The following is a 14,954-nucleotide window of genomic DNA, read 5'->3' as shown; positions in this document are numbered from 1 at the left end:
TTAGCTTCTTAATAATTCGATTAATAGTGGCATTTACCGCATTCTAAACCACCCATTTGCGCTGCAGTCAATTTCTCTACACCGTATTTTTTAGAAAGTTGTTCGTGAATTTTGGCATAATAGTCGTTTCCTTCCATTTTAACCTCTGTTTTTCTATGACAATCGATACACCACTTCATAGTCAATGGAGCAAATTGTTTTTGAATCTCATAAGTTTGAACTGGACCATGACAAGTTTGACATTCAACACCTGCAACAGTTACGTGTTGCGAGTGGTTGAAGTAAACAAAACTTTGCAAGTTGTGAATACGAACCCATTTTACCGCCTGTGGTTTTCCAGAATATTTTTGAGTAGCTGGATCCCAACCCACAGCTTTGTACAATTTTGCAATTTCACCATCATAAAAAGCTTTTGAATATTCTGCAGTTGCAGTAGTATCAGAGACTTCAGAAATACTCTTGTGACAATTCATACAAACATTAAGCGAAGGAATTCCAGCACTTTTACTAACCCTAGCAGCAGAGTGACAGTAATTACAATTAATCCCATTACTGCCTGCGTGAATTCTGTGAGAATAATGAATTGGCTGAATAGGGGCATACTCCTGATCAACACCAACCTGCATAAAGTAGCCATAAACAAAATAACCACTTGCCAACAATAAAAATATTGAAGTTATCAAAACCAAAAATTGATTCCTTACAAAAGCTTTCCAAATCGGCAATGCCTTTTCTTTTGCAACTACCTCTATTCCATTAGCTGCCGCAACCTTTTTCAAAATATTGTTTACCAAAAACAACATTACGATTAAAATCAACATCACTAAAGATAGTGCTCCCAAAATTACATTGTTAGAAATACCACCTTCTTCACTAGTAGTACCTGGCAATTTCTCACCGGCAACAGCAACAGGAGCTGCAGCTTTTTCCTCCATTGTGTAAGCAATGATATTATCAATATCAGACTCTGACAACTGTGGAAAAGCAGTCATTGGCACCTTGTTGTTTTCTTCAAAAACTTTTACTGCTTTAGCATCACCAGATTTGATTAGATCCCCACTATTATGAACCCACTTGTAAATCCAAGCTTTATCATACTTTGCACCAACACCCCTAAGAGCCGGCCCTGTTGATTTTGCATCTAATTTATGACATGCAGCGCAATTTGTATTAAAAATCTCTTTCCCTTTTACAGGATCACCACCTGATGTAGCAGCAGGAGTTGCAGTTGCATCTACGGGAGTTGCAACAGCAGGAGCTGTTTCTTGCGCATAAGAAGTTAGAGATAAGGTCAACATAAAAGCTAAACTTAAATATAATTTCCTTGAAATCGAATTATGGTTACCCACCTTTTTCATATAATTATAGATTATCTACTAAAATTGGCATTGTTTTTTCTAAAACGTTTTAGATGCAACTAATGCTTTATTTTAAAACTCGCACAAAAATACGATTTAAGAACTATTCTCAAAACCTTAAAATAGTCTTAAATATAATTTATATTTGTTCTAAATAATATTCCTTCTATGGTTTTAAACATTAAATAGTATTTTTGCATAAAAACAATCACAGTATGAGAATTCTAGCTTTGAACAAAATCTATTTCACTATCCTAACCCTAACAATTTTAACATTTAAGACTCAAGCTCAAGAGCAAAATATTTCGGTTGTTGAAGACCCAAAGTTTGAGCAACTATTAAACGAAAAGAGAAAAATAAATACTTCTCTTACAGTAAACGACTCTTACAAAATCCAAATTTTTAGTGGCGGAAGCGAAATTGCCAAAAAAACATTAAGTGAATTCAAACAAGAATTCAAAGACATTGATGCTACTATTGTTTTTAACACACCCAATTATAAAGTATGGGTTGGAAATTTCAAAACTCGTATTGAAGCAGAACGAAATTTGGCAAACATAAAAAACAGATACAAAAATGTGCTTTTGATAAAGCCAAGTAAGTAGGTTCATTCTAGATTTTACAAAAAAAGCAACTCGAATTGAGTTGCTTTTTTTGTTTATGATATATTTCATTTGAATTAGTTTGCGAACAATAGAATGTAATTCTGTACTATCCACAAAAAAGAATTATTACACCTGAACTATCAGATTTCTTATAAAAATTTTTATCATAAAAATTAGATATAATAAAACTACTAAAGAATGAATTATAATCGAAATTATATTTGTTTTATTTCTGTTATAATATTTCCAAATATTTATCATCAAAAAAATCAAACTTAGTAATGGTAAAATTATTGGAGCTATTGTTTCTAAAACCATTAGAACTGTTCCCGATGGATATATTACATATCTGATAACAATCAAAAACCATAATACTACGTAAAACAGCATTGTTAAAAAAGCACTTTTATATTTTGGGTTTTCTATTTTAAACATTTAATTTGTTTTTCATGAATTCATTTAAAGATAAATAGATTGCTTCTTAAATTAGTCTTTTGACTGAAATTTTTTGTAAGGTTCAACTACTTTAATATTATATAAACAAACCTAGTTCCAAAAATTTTCAATCCAACCAACTCCGCAACCAAACAAATCTAATAAAACATCAATCATCCTAGAAAAATAATTAGCCCGCATCTAAAACAAAAAAATCCCGATTGATCGGGATTTCTTAAATAATTATATCGAAATTTTATTTCAATTTCTTTTTGATGGCCACTTCGTGGAAAGCTTCGATAACGTCTCTTTCTTCGATGTCGTTGTATCCTTTTATTTGAATACCACAATCGTACCCTTTAGCCACTTCTTTCACATCATCTTTGAAACGTTTCAAGGCTATTAGCTCACCTTCATGAACCACAACTCCATCACGGATAATTCTGATTTTAGCGTTTCTGGCAATTTTACCATCCATAACCATACATCCAGCAATAGTTCCCACTTTAGAGATTTTGAATAATTCTCTAATTTCAGCAGTACCAAGAACTTCTTCTTTCATTTCTGGCGCTAACATTCCTTCCATCGCATCTTTCAAGTCGTCGATAGCGGCGTAAATGATAGAATAGTAACGGATATCGATTTCTTCTTTATCAGCTAATTGTCTTGCATTTCCAGCAGGACGAACATTAAATCCGATGATGATTGCATCTGAAGCAGAAGCCAACATGACGTCAGTTTCAGTAATGGCCCCAACACCTTTATGAATAATATTGATTTGAATTTCTTCGGTAGATAATTTAGAGAACGAATCAGACAAGGCTTCAACAGAACCATCCACATCTCCTTTAAGGATAATGTTCAATTCTTTAAATTGACCCAATGCAATTCTACGTCCAATTTCATCTAATGTTATATGACGTTGTGTACGAACAGATTGTTCACGCATCAATTGAGAACGTTTAGCAGCTATTTGTTTGGCTTCTTTTTCGTCTTCAAAAACGTTGAACTTATCACCCGCAGTTGCTGCTCCGTCCAATCCTAAAACTGACACTGGAGTTGAAGGTCCTGCTTCTTTTACAATATGACCTCTTTCATCATGCATGGCTTTAATTTTTCCATGATGTTTTCCAGCTAACATATAATCTCCCACTTTAAGGGTTCCGTGTTGTACTAATATGGTAGAAACGTATCCTTTTCCTTTATCCAAAAATGCTTCTACAACAGTTCCTTGAGCGGCTTTATTTGGATTAGCTTTTAAGTCTAATATTTCAGCTTCTAATAAAACTTTTTCTAATAACTCTTTGACACCTGTTCCTATTTTTGCAGAAATATCATGCGATTGAATTTTTCCTCCCCAATCTTCAACCAATAAATTCATACCCGCTAAACGCTCTTTAATTCTCTCTACGTTCGCATTTGGTTTATCAATTTTATTGATAGCAAATATGATTGGAACTCCCGCAGCCTGCGCATGAGAAATAGCTTCTTTGGTTTGTGGCATGATATCATCATCCGCCGCAACTACAATAATAGCGATATCAGTTACTTGAGCTCCACGAGCACGCATCGCCGTAAAGGCTTCGTGACCCGGTGTATCAAGGAAAGCTATTTTTTGTCCGTTATCCAATGTTACTCCGTAGGCACCAATATGCTGTGTAATTCCCCCAGACTCTCCAGCGATAACATTTTCTTTACGAATATAATCTAGCAAAGAGGTTTTACCGTGATCGACGTGACCCATTACCGTTACAATCGGTGCTCTAAAAACAAGATCTTCTTCTTTATCTTCTACAACCTGAATTGCTTCTTCAATGTCAACAGTAATAAACTCAACTTCATATCCAAATTCATCAGCAACAATTGTTAGTGTTTCAGCATCTAAACGCTGATTTTGAGTAACCATGATACCAAGTGACATACAAGTTCCAATCACTTTTGTAATTGGCACATCCATCATGATAGCAATTTCACCAACAGTTACAAATTCTGTAACTTTAATAGTTTTACTACCTTCATCTAATGCTCTTTGCTCATCATCCGATTTCTGACGGTGCGTATCTCTTTTATCTCTTCTATATTTAGCCGCTTTCGATTTACCACCTTTTCCTTGTAGTTTCTCTAAAGTCTCTCTAATTTGATTTTTAACTTCTTCTTCTGTTGGCTCAACTTTGGCAGTGATTGCTGGTCTAGCTCCTTTTACGAAGCCTGGCCTAGCCCCTCTGTTTGCATTAAAACCTCCACCTCCAGCATTTGGAGTAATCTTATTTGGATTTGGAGCGCCTGGAACTCCTGGTGTTGCAGGCGGTCTTGGCGCACCTGGTTTTGGAGCAATTCTTTTACGCTTATTTTTATTAGCATTATTAGCTGCATTTGCAGCTGCTCCTGGAGTACCTGGTTTGTTAGGCGTAATTTTTGGGTCTTCTTTTTTCTTTTTAGGTTTATTAAATTGAGATAAATCAATTACTTGACCTGTTAAAGTTGCTCCCGATAATTTTTGATATTGTGTTGTGATTGATTCTTCAACTGGTGGAGCATCAATTACTGGAGCTGTTTCCACTTTAGGAGCATCTGCTTTTGGGCTAGCAATAACAGCTTCTTCTTGAGTCTTTACCTTTTCAGCAAGAGGCTCAACTGCTTTTTTCTCTGCAACAATTTCTTGCTTTATTGGTTCTTGTTGAGCTGGTTTTTCTTGTTGAATATTATCCACTGGAGGGATTTCCTTTTTTTCAACAGCTACTGGAGGAGAAACTACTACTGATTTTTTGGGATTAAGATCAATATTACCAACTAATGTTGGACCAGTTACACTAGCTCTTGCCTTAATAACTTCTTGACTTCTTAATCTTTCTTCGTCTTGTTTGCGTTTTTCTTCTATTTCTTTTTCACGTTCGAGGCGTAAATTTTCTTTCTCTTTTCTTTTCTCTTCTCCTACTTCTTTAGAAGCTTCTTTATTCCCTCTATCGCCTGCAAACTGACCGCACAAGACATTGTACACATCGTTAGAAATTTTTGTGTTAGGATTGGATTCAACCACAATCCCTTTATCTTTTAGATAATCCACAGCTCTTTCTAAAGAAATATTCAATTCCCTTAAAACCTTGTTTATTCTAATAATTTTCTCTTCAGACATAAAACCTTTTTAATATTACCTTATTTTCACATTCTAATTTCCCTGAATACTTTTAAAGAGAAATAAAATGATTTTTTTGTTTTTCTTCCTCACACTAACTCTCAATTGGGAGAGGAAAAATAAGGTTGAAAGTTTATTTATTTATTTTTAGAATTGACTAACTATCGAATTCTTCTTTTAATATTCTCATTACATCTAAAATTGTTTCCTCTTCAAGATCTGTTCTTCTAACCAAATCCTCTACATCTTGTTTTAAGATACTTTTTGCAGTATCTAATCCAATTTTTGCAAATTCTTCGATTACCCATTCTTCAATTTCATCTGAAAACTCTGTTAATTCAACATCATCTTCATCAGCAACAGTTCCAGCCACATCTCCTTCACGGATTACATCCAATTCATAACCTGTCAATTGACCAGCTAACTTGATATTATGTCCACCACGACCAATTGCTTTAGAAACTTCTTCTAATTTCAAGAAAACTTCCGCTCTTTTTGTATCTTCATTAATTTTAATCGAAGAAACTTTTGCTGGACTTAATGCTCTCGTAATATATAGTTGAATGTTGCTAGTGTAATTGATAACATCGATGTTTTCGTTCCCTAATTCACGAACAATACCGTGAATACGAGAACCTTTCATCCCCACACAAGCTCCAACAGGATCGATTCTATCATCATAAGAATCAACAGCTACTTTTGCTTTTTCGCCAGGAATTCTCACTACATTTTTCACCATGATTAATCCGTCAAAAACTTCTGGAATTTCTTGTTCAAATAATTTTTCTAGGAACTTTTCAGAAGTTCTAGACATAATAATTTGAGGTTTATTTCCTTTCAATTCAACGCTTTCAATAATTCCACGAACGTTATCTCCTTTTCTAAAAAAATCAGATGGTATTTGTTTCTCTTTTGGCAAAACAATTTCATTTCCTTCATCATCTACTAAAATAACTACTCTAGGACGAACGTGATGCACTTCGGCAGTATAAATATCTCCTATTAAATCTTTAAATTGTTTGTAAAGATTAGTATTATCGTGTTCATGGATTTTAGAAATAAGGTTTTGACGCAAAGCCAAAATAGCTCTTCTTCCTAAATCTATCAATTTTACTTCTTCTGAAACTTCTTCTCCAATTTCGAAATCAGGCTCAATTTTTCTTGCTTCTGTTAATGTAATTTCCAAATGATCTAAATCTAAATCATCATCAGCAACAATCACTCTTCTTTGCCAGATTTCCATATCCCCTTTATCAGGGTTAATAATAATATCGAAATTATCATCTGATCCAAACTTTTTCTTCAATGCATTTCTGAATACATCTTCTAATATCGCCATAAGCGTTACACGATCAATAAGTTTATCATCTTTAAACTCTGAAAATGAATCGATTAATGCTAAATTTTCCATGCTAACTCTTTAATTAAAATATTACTGTAACAATTGCTTCTTTTATATCTCCGTAAGGTATCTCTAGTGTTTTTTGCACTGTTTCCTTTCCTTTCCCAACTTTTTTTGGCTCTCTAGCTTGCCATGACAAAATTATAAAATTATCATTAGCTTCAATCAATTCTGCTTCAATTGTTTGAGTTTCTAACTTTACAATTAGTGTTCTACCAACATTTTTCTTGTATTGGCGAACTAATTTTAATGGCGAACCCACTCCTACTGACGCTACTTCTAAAGAAAAATCTTGCTCTTCTCTATCTAAATTGTTTTCAATTCCCCGACTAACATCAATGCAATCTTGCAAAGCTACTCCGTTGTCACCATCGATATTTACAATTATTTTAAAACTATCCGTAATAGTCAAATCAATAAGAAAAATAGAGGGTTTGTCTTGTAAAACTTGAGTTAGTAAATCGTTAACTTTATCCTTAAATGTCATAATTTTTATAAAAAGAGGCACGCATTGCGTGCCTCATTATCTAGTATTTTAATAAATAACTGTGCAAATATAGTGTTTTTTTTATAAATCAAAAATGATTGTTTTTTTATTATTTTTTTGTAAATTTAATATTCACTTTTTTAACATCCTTTTTTTCTAAATAATTTAAACACTTTTAATTATGAAACGGATTTTAATACCCACTGACTTTTCTAAATATTCCGAAGAAGCTTTAAAGATTGCCGCACAAATTGCTAAAAATCATAACAGCGAAATCATTTTATTACACATGCTAGAACTTCCACATCAAGGAAGTGATGCTGTTGGCGGTGGTAAAAGCATACCAGAAATCATGCTTTATAAAGACAAAGCTATAGAGAATTTAGAAAAACTGATGGATGCCGAATATTTAAAAGGAATAGAAGTATCCGAAGCTATTGAATTTAAAAAAGTTTACGAAGGCATTATTGACGCCTCTATAAAAAACAAAGTAGATTTAATCATCATGGGATCACACGGAACTTCTGGATTTGACGAACTTTTAGTAGGATCTAATGCAGAAAAAGTAGTTCGCCATTCGAAAATACCCGTTTTAGTAATTAAAAAGGAAATTGAAAATTTTAAAACCGAAAACTTTGTGTTTGCTTCTGATTTTTCTAAAGAAACACACAAACCATTCGAAAAAGTAATTGAATATGTAAAACTATTCAATTCAAAACTATTTTTAGTAATGATTTCTACTCCCAATAGCTTCAAAACCACACACAACGCCGAAAAAATCATGCGCAATTTTGTTGAAAAATTTGAATTAAAAAACTATTCGTCACACATTTATAACGATACCAATATAGAGAATGGAATTATCAATTTTTCCAACAGTGTAAATGCTGATATCATTGGGATTTGCACACATGGCAGAACTGGATTAGCTCATTTTTTTAACGGAAGCATCGGAGAAGAACTTGTAAATCATGCTTCAAAACCGGTAATCACTTTCAGAATCTAACAGTTCGCAATATCGCATAAAAAAAACCTCTCAAGTGATTGAGAGGTTTTTTGTTGGTCTACTAGGACTCGAACCTAGAAAGACTGCACCAAAAACAGTTGTGTTACCATTACACCATAGACCAATTCCGTTGCTGTTAAGCGAGTGCAAATTTAAAACAAATTTTAGTTTGTACAAATTTTTAAGTCACTTTTATCAAAAAAAATTTTGATTTTGGCCATAACAAAAGCTAATCTATTCATAAACAATACACTTAAGAAAACAAATTGTTTTTTGGAAATTTTTGTTAATGCTCGTGACAATCCGCAAAAAAACATTTTCTTTGTGTTTCGAAAATAAAACTAAAATTTAGTACCTAAATATGGCAGCATTTAATTTTAATAAATGGAATACGATTAGTGGTTGGTGTGTATTTGCAATCGCTTTAATAACCTACACGCTAACAGTTGAACCCACAATGAGTTTTTGGGATTGTGGCGAATACATTGCTACTTCTGCAAAATTAGAAGTAGGTCATCCTCCAGGAGCACCTTTGTTTCAAATGATAGGAGCTTTTTTCGCCATGTTTGCCATAGATAATACTCAAGTTGCCTTGATGGTCAATATGATGTCTGTTTTTTCGAGTGCCTTTACGGTGTTATTCATGTTCTGGTCGTCGTCAATAATCCTAAAGAATATAATTTCAAGAGTTTCTGAACTGAACCAAAATAATTCGATTGTAATCCTAGGAAGTTCTTTTGTTGGCGCTTTAGCTTATACTTTTTCGGACAGTTTTTGGGCCAGCGCCGTAGAAGCAGAAGTATATGCTATGGCTTCTTTACTTATCTCCTTACTTTTTTGGTTGGGTTTACGTTGGGAACAAGATATGGATTCACCAAGAGGTAATCGTTGGCTACTAATTATTTCATTAGTAGTTGGTCTTTCGTTTGGTGTTCACTTCATGGCATTATTAGCCATTCCTGCAGTAGGGTTTCTTTATTATTTCAAGCATTACAAGACAGTTACTGTAAAAAACTTCATTATTGCCAATGTTGTTGTTGTAGCGGTATTATTATTCATTTTCAAATTATTACTTCCTTTAACCATGGCTTTCTTTGGTAAAACCGAAGTTTTTATGGTAAATAGTTTAGGATTGCCTTTTAACTCTGGGACAATTTTCGTAGTATTATTGCTAATTGCTTTCTTTTATTTTGGTTTAAAATATACTCGAAGCAAAGGATTCGTTCACTACAACACCTTAATATTGTGCATTCTGTTTATCTTAATTGGTTTTTCTACCTGGATAATGTTACCGATTCGTGCCAACGCTAATACTGTTATTAACGAAAACAAACCTTCGGATGCACGAGAAGTTTTAGCTTATTACAACAGAGAACAATACGGATCAAACCCTTTATTCTATGGTCCACAATATACAGAAGCTTTTGCAGGTTTAGACAAAAATACTCCTTACCTAGACAAGGCTCCCAATTATGAAAGAGATTACAAAACAGGAAAATATGTTATTGTAAATAATTATAAAAATGCTGTACAAAATAGCGATGACAGTCAAAAAACTATTTTACCAAGACTGTGGAGTAGCGAAAACATTGACAATTATATCATTTTTACAAACCCTCCAGAGTTTAGATTAAATCATGATTACCCTTTTGAAGATGATTTACAAAAATACGGAATCGACCCTAGCCAACTCTCTGAAGAAGATTACAACAAAGCCGTTGCTCAACTTAAAAATGAAATAGAAAAAACAATAGCTGAATTCAGACAGGCCTATGCCCAAAAAGAAATTGACAGCGAGGGGTATGCAAAATTCTTAAGAAGTTACAGCGATTACTTAATTGTTGAAAAACCAAAAACTATTGACAACTTGAAATTCATGGTTGAATACCAATTTGGCTATATGTATTTCCGTTATTTGATGTGGAATTTTGTTGGACGTCAAAACGATGTCCAAGGTCGTTATGATTACCAAGACGGAAACTGGTTGAGTGGGATTCCATTTATCGACGAATTGCATTTAGGTCCACAACAAGACTTGCCAGCTGATGTTTTAAACAACAAAGGACGAAATGTCTATTTCTTTTTACCCCTTATTTTAGGACTAATCGGATTAATGTTTCATGCTAGCAAAGACAAAAAAAGTTTTTATGTTCTATTTATCCTTTTCTTATTTTTAGGAATTGCTTTGAAAATTTACCTCAACGAAAGACCTTTCGAGCCTCGTGAAAGAGATTATGCCTTGGTAGGCTCATTCTATGTGTTTGCTATCTGGATTGGTTTTGGAGTATATGCACTTTACGAAAGTTTCCAGAAATATCTAGCACCAAAAATAGCCGGACCCCTAGTAATTGGAGCTACATTATTAGCTGTTCCTGTCCTTATGGCTTGTCAAAACTGGGATGATCACGACCGTTCTGGTAAATATACCGCAACAGCATTAGCAAAAGCTTATTTGAATTCGTGCGACCCAAATGCTATTTTATTCACCATTGGTGATAATGATACTTTCCCGCTTTGGTACGCTCAAGAAATTGAACACATTAGAACCGATGTAAAAATCGTAAACACTAGCTTGTTTATGACCGACTGGTATATCGACCAAATGAAAACCAAAACATACGAATCTAATGCTTTACCTATATCATTTGAGCATAACGAATATGTGGGTGACAAATTAGATTATGTAGCCCATATATCCAAAACAGAAAGTCGTTGGGACATTAAAGATTTTATCAATTTTATCAAAAACCCACAATCGACGGTTGAAATGCAAAATGGACAAACCATTCATTTTTTCCCAACCAATAAAATCAGAATTCCAATAGACAAGAATGCTATAATTCAAAACAAAGTTGTAGCTCCAAAGTTTAACGACTCTATTGTACCTTACATAGACATTGACATCAAAGGAAGTGCTTTGTACAAAAACCGATTGATGATGCTGGACCTTGTTGCTAATAATAACTGGAAAAGACCGATTTATTTTAGCCCTGGTGCATTTGATGACGAAGATTATTTATGGATGAAAAACTACCTTCAATTAGAAGGAATGGTCTATAAATTAGTTCCTATAAAAACAAAAGTAGATAAAGATACCAGCCCAATGGATATGGGAGGAATTGATACTGACAAAATGTATCCTATTGTAATGAAATGGGATTGGGGCAATAGCGATGGAGACATTTATCACGACCCAGAAACCAGAAAAAACAGCATTTCGTATCGCTCAATTCTAGCCCGATTAATGGATCAATTAATTGCAGAAGGAAAAACAGACAAAGCTAAAAATGTAATCAACCTAGCATTAACAAAAATGCCTTTAGAAAAATTTGGCTATTATTCAATGGTAGAACCTTTTGCCAAAGGCTATTACAAAATAGGCGAAAAAGCAAAAGCACAAGAGTTATTGGAAAAATTAACCAAGAAGTACCAAGAGAACCTTAATTATTTCGGAAAACTTTCTCTTGCTGACCAAAACGACGTTGCTATCGATATCATTACCGACATTGAACGTTATAGAAGTTTGTTACAAGTGATGAAAGAAAGTGGCGATATTGCGTTTTACAACAAAAACAGAGCTCCGTTCAATACTTATATCAAGATTTTCGAACACTTTGGTAGAGACAAAGAATAAGTATATTTTAGAAATTAGAAAAAGAAAAAATGTAGCGCTGTTGAAAAATGCCGCTACATTTTTATTTTAATCAAAAACTGAAATCATGAGTTTCTACTGGATAAAAACAAACAACCTCATCAAGAAAATATTCTCAAATTATATTTGGGATTTACCCAATATTGAAAATAAAATCTACCTAACATTTGATGATGGTCCTACTCCACAGATTACGGAATGGGTTCTTGAAGAATTAGAAAAATACAATGCCAAAGCCACTTTTTTTTGCATTGGACACAACATTGAAAAACATCCCGAAATATTCAAGAAAGTAATCAAAGAGGGACATTCTATCGGCAATCATACTTTCAATCATTTGAACGGATGGAAAACTTCAACTAAAGAATATATAGAAAATAGTAATCAGTGGTCAGTGGTCAGTGGTCAGAACGCAGACTGCAAACTGAATACTGAATACTGCCAACTTTTTAGACCGCCTTACGGCAAAATAAAACCATCGCAATCTAAAAAATTACGACAATTAGGCTATAAAATAATTATGTGGGATGTTTTGAGTGCCGATTTTGACACGACGATTAGTCCAGAAAAATGTTTGGAAAATGTATTAAAAAACACAACAGCTGGAAGTATAATTGTATTCCACGACAGTATAAAAGCATTTCCAAATTTGGAATATACTTTACCTAAAGCATTAAAATATTGGGCTGAAAAAGGATTTCTTTTCGAAAAACTAGACTAGAACTGTTCTTGAACTAAACCGATAATTGTATTAGCATCTAATTCACCAGATTGTCTCCAAATCATTTGTCCTTCTTTGTAAATCATAAGAGTAGGCAAGCCTTTAATGCGAAGAGCCTCGGCTAATTCTTGATTTTTATCCACATCAATTTTTATCACCTTTGCCTTATCGCCAAGAGCGGCAGCAACATCTCTAATTACAGGATGCATCGATACAGATGATTCGTTCCAATCTGTGTAAAAATCAATCAACACAGGGAGTTGAGTGTTTATAAGTTCTCCAAATTTTGACATAAAACCAACGAATTTAATTTTCTAAATCTATTGAAAAGAGATAAATATTTTACAAATGTAGCATTTTAAACGAATTATGCCATGTTTCTACCTTTTTTTAGTTCGATAACCGTAATTTCAGGCATAATTCCTACTCGACCTGGATAAGCATGAAAACCAAATCCTCTGTTAACATAAATATACTTTCCTGCTTTTTCATACAAACCTGCCCATTGATCATAAACATATTGCGCTGGACTCCACTTGAAAAAACCAGGAATTTCAATACCAAACTGCAATCCGTGGGTGTGACCAGAAAGCGTTAAATGAAAATCTTTAGCATGTTTATTGACCTCTGCATCCCAATGACTTGGATCGTGACTCATCAAAACTTTAAAATCTTCTTTGGATAATCCTTGAGTTGCTTTATTCAAATCGCCAACTTTTTTAAACTTCACTCCCCAGTTTTCAACACCAACAACAGCAATTTCATCTGTTCCTTTTTTTATTTTAATATTTTCATTCAATAATAACTTAAAGTCTATTTGACGATGCAAATCTTTAATATCCGCAAAATTTTTATCTTTTGCTTCATTAGACGACCAATCTACATATTCTCCATAATCATGATTTCCTAAAACGGAGAATTTACCATAATTGTGTTTCTTAATTTTGTTGAATGTTTCAATCCAAGGGTGCATTTCTGTGGCGTGTGTATTGACAATATCACCTGTAAACAGGAACAAATCTGAATTTTGTTCGTTTATTAAATCAATAGCGTAATTTATTTTTTCAGGATCATCAAAACTACCACTATGTACATCCGAAATGTGAGTTATCGTAAAACCATCAAAAGCATCGGGCAAATCCGGAAAAAAAACCTGTTGCTTAATCACTTTATAATTGTATTTCCCAAAAGTGATTCCGTAAATCAAAGAACTAAAAGGAATTGCTGCTAATCCTAATGCAATTTGACTAATGAATTTTCTTCTTTCGGGTAAAAAACTACTGGTTTCATTTTTGGCAACAAAATGAGAAATTGTGCCTGAAAAAAGTCGGTAAACATCTTCTAAAAGTAATACCGAAGTCAAGAGTAATTTTGGTAAAAGCGTTATCAACAAAATACCAAAGGCTAACATTGACATTTTGGTTTGACCATGACTCCTATCAAAAGTAAAAAATTGATAGGCTATAAAAACAATCATTCCTAGGGAAACCAATTGGTATCCGATTAAAACCCATCGAACATTAGTTAAAGTTTTGATTGCCTGAAACGAATAAAATTCGATAATAACAACAACTAATAAAAACAGAAGTAAACGCAACATCATTTTGCTATAAATTTTTAACAAATTAACGAAGAATGAATGCACGAAATCATTTCATTATAAAAAATTTAACTACGCTGATTATTAATTAAAAAACTGCTAGGGCATTCGCTTTTAAAAAATTACCGCAGATTCGCAGATTTTAAAAATAAATCAGAACTGCTTCATTGCACTAATTCAAAAATCAGCGTTAATTTTATCTAATTTATGTTTTGAAAATCTGCGAATCAGCGGTGCTTTTTTTATTTAAATTTCTTCGGTTTCAAAAGCGAATACCCTAAAAAAATACCGTTCGTGAAAGAAAATGTGTCTTTGATGAAATTTTAGTTTTTTATTCAATCTACAACAGTGATTTTTGAATAAAATATATAAAAAATAAAAAAAAATAAAAATGACCAAGAAAAGAACCTACATCCAAATGATTTTAAAACGATTATTTCAAATCATAACGAGATGAAAAAATAGGTTAAATCAACTGTTCATGAAATATTTTTATGGTTTCATGGATAAAAAATCAATCTCAAAACTGTTTTAATGATTTTTGAATAAAATTTT

At 33.1% G+C, this 14,954-nt stretch carries 10 protein-coding genes and 1 tRNA gene; 4 read left to right on the top strand and 7 right to left on the bottom strand.

Going from position 1 to position 14,954, the window contains the following annotated elements; genetic code table 11:
- Window positions 1-20: 20 nt before the first annotated feature.
- Window positions 21-1,358, bottom strand: a complete 1,338-nt coding sequence (locus OZP15_RS04285) for a c-type cytochrome (protein WP_281337112.1) — start codon at window positions 1,356-1,358, stop codon at window positions 21-23.
- Window positions 1,359-1,573: 215 nt separating this feature from the next.
- Between OZP15_RS04285 and OZP15_RS04280 the strand changes: the two genes are divergently transcribed.
- A complete protein-coding gene (locus OZP15_RS04280) occupies window positions 1,574-1,963 on the top strand; it encodes an SPOR domain-containing protein (RefSeq protein WP_269227261.1) in 390 nt (129 codons plus the stop codon).
- Between the two features lie 691 nt (window positions 1,964-2,654).
- Here the strand turns inward: OZP15_RS04280 and infB are convergent.
- From infB to rimP, 3 genes are all read right to left on the bottom strand, one after another.
- Window positions 2,655-5,531, bottom strand: coding sequence for a translation initiation factor IF-2 (infB, locus tag OZP15_RS04275; RefSeq protein ID WP_281337111.1), 2,877 nt, complete (start codon window positions 5,529-5,531; stop codon window positions 2,655-2,657).
- Between the two features lie 157 nt (window positions 5,532-5,688).
- Window positions 5,689-6,942, bottom strand: a complete 1,254-nt coding sequence (nusA, locus tag OZP15_RS04270; RefSeq protein ID WP_269227260.1) for a transcription termination factor NusA — start codon at window positions 6,940-6,942, stop codon at window positions 5,689-5,691.
- A gap of 13 nt (window positions 6,943-6,955) precedes the next feature.
- Window positions 6,956-7,420: a ribosome assembly cofactor RimP gene (gene rimP, locus OZP15_RS04265; protein ID WP_281337110.1), complete on the bottom strand. Its 465-nt coding sequence runs from the start codon at window positions 7,418-7,420 to the stop codon at window positions 6,956-6,958.
- Window positions 7,421-7,601: 181 nt separating this feature from the next.
- On the opposite strand from rimP, the gene OZP15_RS04260 reads away from it, so the two are divergent.
- Complete coding sequence (locus tag OZP15_RS04260) at window positions 7,602-8,426, top strand: universal stress protein (protein WP_269227259.1); 825 nt, start codon at window positions 7,602-7,604, stop codon at window positions 8,424-8,426.
- Window positions 8,427-8,479: 53 nt separating this feature from the next.
- On the opposite strand, the gene OZP15_RS04255 is transcribed toward OZP15_RS04260, so the two are convergent.
- Window positions 8,480-8,550, bottom strand: a tRNA-Gln gene (locus tag OZP15_RS04255).
- A gap of 237 nt (window positions 8,551-8,787) precedes the next feature.
- On the opposite strand from OZP15_RS04255, the gene OZP15_RS04250 reads away from it, so the two are divergent.
- Both OZP15_RS04250 and OZP15_RS04245 read left to right on the top strand, forming a co-directional pair.
- Entirely contained in the window at window positions 8,788-12,060 is a 3,273-nt protein-coding gene (locus OZP15_RS04250) for a glycosyltransferase family 117 protein (RefSeq protein ID WP_281337109.1), read from the top strand.
- 85 nt (window positions 12,061-12,145) lie between these two features.
- The gene (locus tag OZP15_RS04245) at window positions 12,146-12,799 is read left to right on the top strand and encodes a polysaccharide deacetylase family protein (protein WP_269227258.1); all 654 of its coding nucleotides are present in this window, start codon (window positions 12,146-12,148) and stop codon (window positions 12,797-12,799) included.
- Here OZP15_RS04245 and OZP15_RS04240 read toward each other — a convergent pair.
- Together OZP15_RS04240 and OZP15_RS04235 are read right to left on the bottom strand one after the other, a co-directional pair.
- Entirely contained in the window at window positions 12,796-13,092 is a 297-nt protein-coding gene (locus OZP15_RS04240) for a thioredoxin family protein (RefSeq protein WP_269227257.1), read from the bottom strand. The genes OZP15_RS04245 and OZP15_RS04240 overlap by 4 nt on opposite strands.
- Before the next feature lie 74 nt (window positions 13,093-13,166).
- Window positions 13,167-14,402, bottom strand: a complete 1,236-nt coding sequence (locus OZP15_RS04235) for a metallophosphoesterase (RefSeq protein ID WP_281337108.1) — start codon at window positions 14,400-14,402, stop codon at window positions 13,167-13,169.
- Window positions 14,403-14,954 lie beyond the last annotated feature (552 nt).

The organism is Flavobacterium eburneipallidum (assembly GCF_027111355.2).
Classification (GTDB): domain Bacteria; phylum Bacteroidota; class Bacteroidia; order Flavobacteriales; family Flavobacteriaceae; genus Flavobacterium; species Flavobacterium eburneipallidum.
The sequence above is the reverse complement of the archived record's forward strand: the minus strand, read 5'-3'. Positions and strand labels throughout refer to the sequence as shown.

Bases quoted from the DNA above. Each gene is read 5' to 3' on its own strand.
- OZP15_RS04285 (WP_281337112.1), bottom strand. From the start codon at position 1,358: ATGAAAAAGGTGGGTAACCATAATTCGATTTCAAGGAAATTATATTTA.
- OZP15_RS04280 (WP_269227261.1), top strand. From the start codon at position 1,574: ATGAGAATTCTAGCTTTGAACAAAATCTATTTCACTATCCTAACCCTA.
- infB (WP_281337111.1), bottom strand. From the start codon at position 5,531: ATGTCTGAAGAGAAAATTATTAGAATAAACAAGGTTTTAAGGGAATTG.
- nusA (WP_269227260.1), bottom strand. From the start codon at position 6,942: ATGGAAAATTTAGCATTAATCGATTCATTTTCAGAGTTTAAAGATGAT.
- rimP (WP_281337110.1), bottom strand. From the start codon at position 7,420: ATGACATTTAAGGATAAAGTTAACGATTTACTAACTCAAGTTTTACAA.
- OZP15_RS04260 (WP_269227259.1), top strand. From the start codon at position 7,602: ATGAAACGGATTTTAATACCCACTGACTTTTCTAAATATTCCGAAGAA.
- OZP15_RS04250 (WP_281337109.1), top strand. From the start codon at position 8,788: ATGGCAGCATTTAATTTTAATAAATGGAATACGATTAGTGGTTGGTGT.
- OZP15_RS04245 (WP_269227258.1), top strand. From the start codon at position 12,146: ATGAGTTTCTACTGGATAAAAACAAACAACCTCATCAAGAAAATATTC.
- OZP15_RS04240 (WP_269227257.1), bottom strand. From the start codon at position 13,092: ATGTCAAAATTTGGAGAACTTATAAACACTCAACTCCCTGTGTTGATT.
- OZP15_RS04235 (WP_281337108.1), bottom strand. From the start codon at position 14,402: ATGATGTTGCGTTTACTTCTGTTTTTATTAGTTGTTGTTATTATCGAA.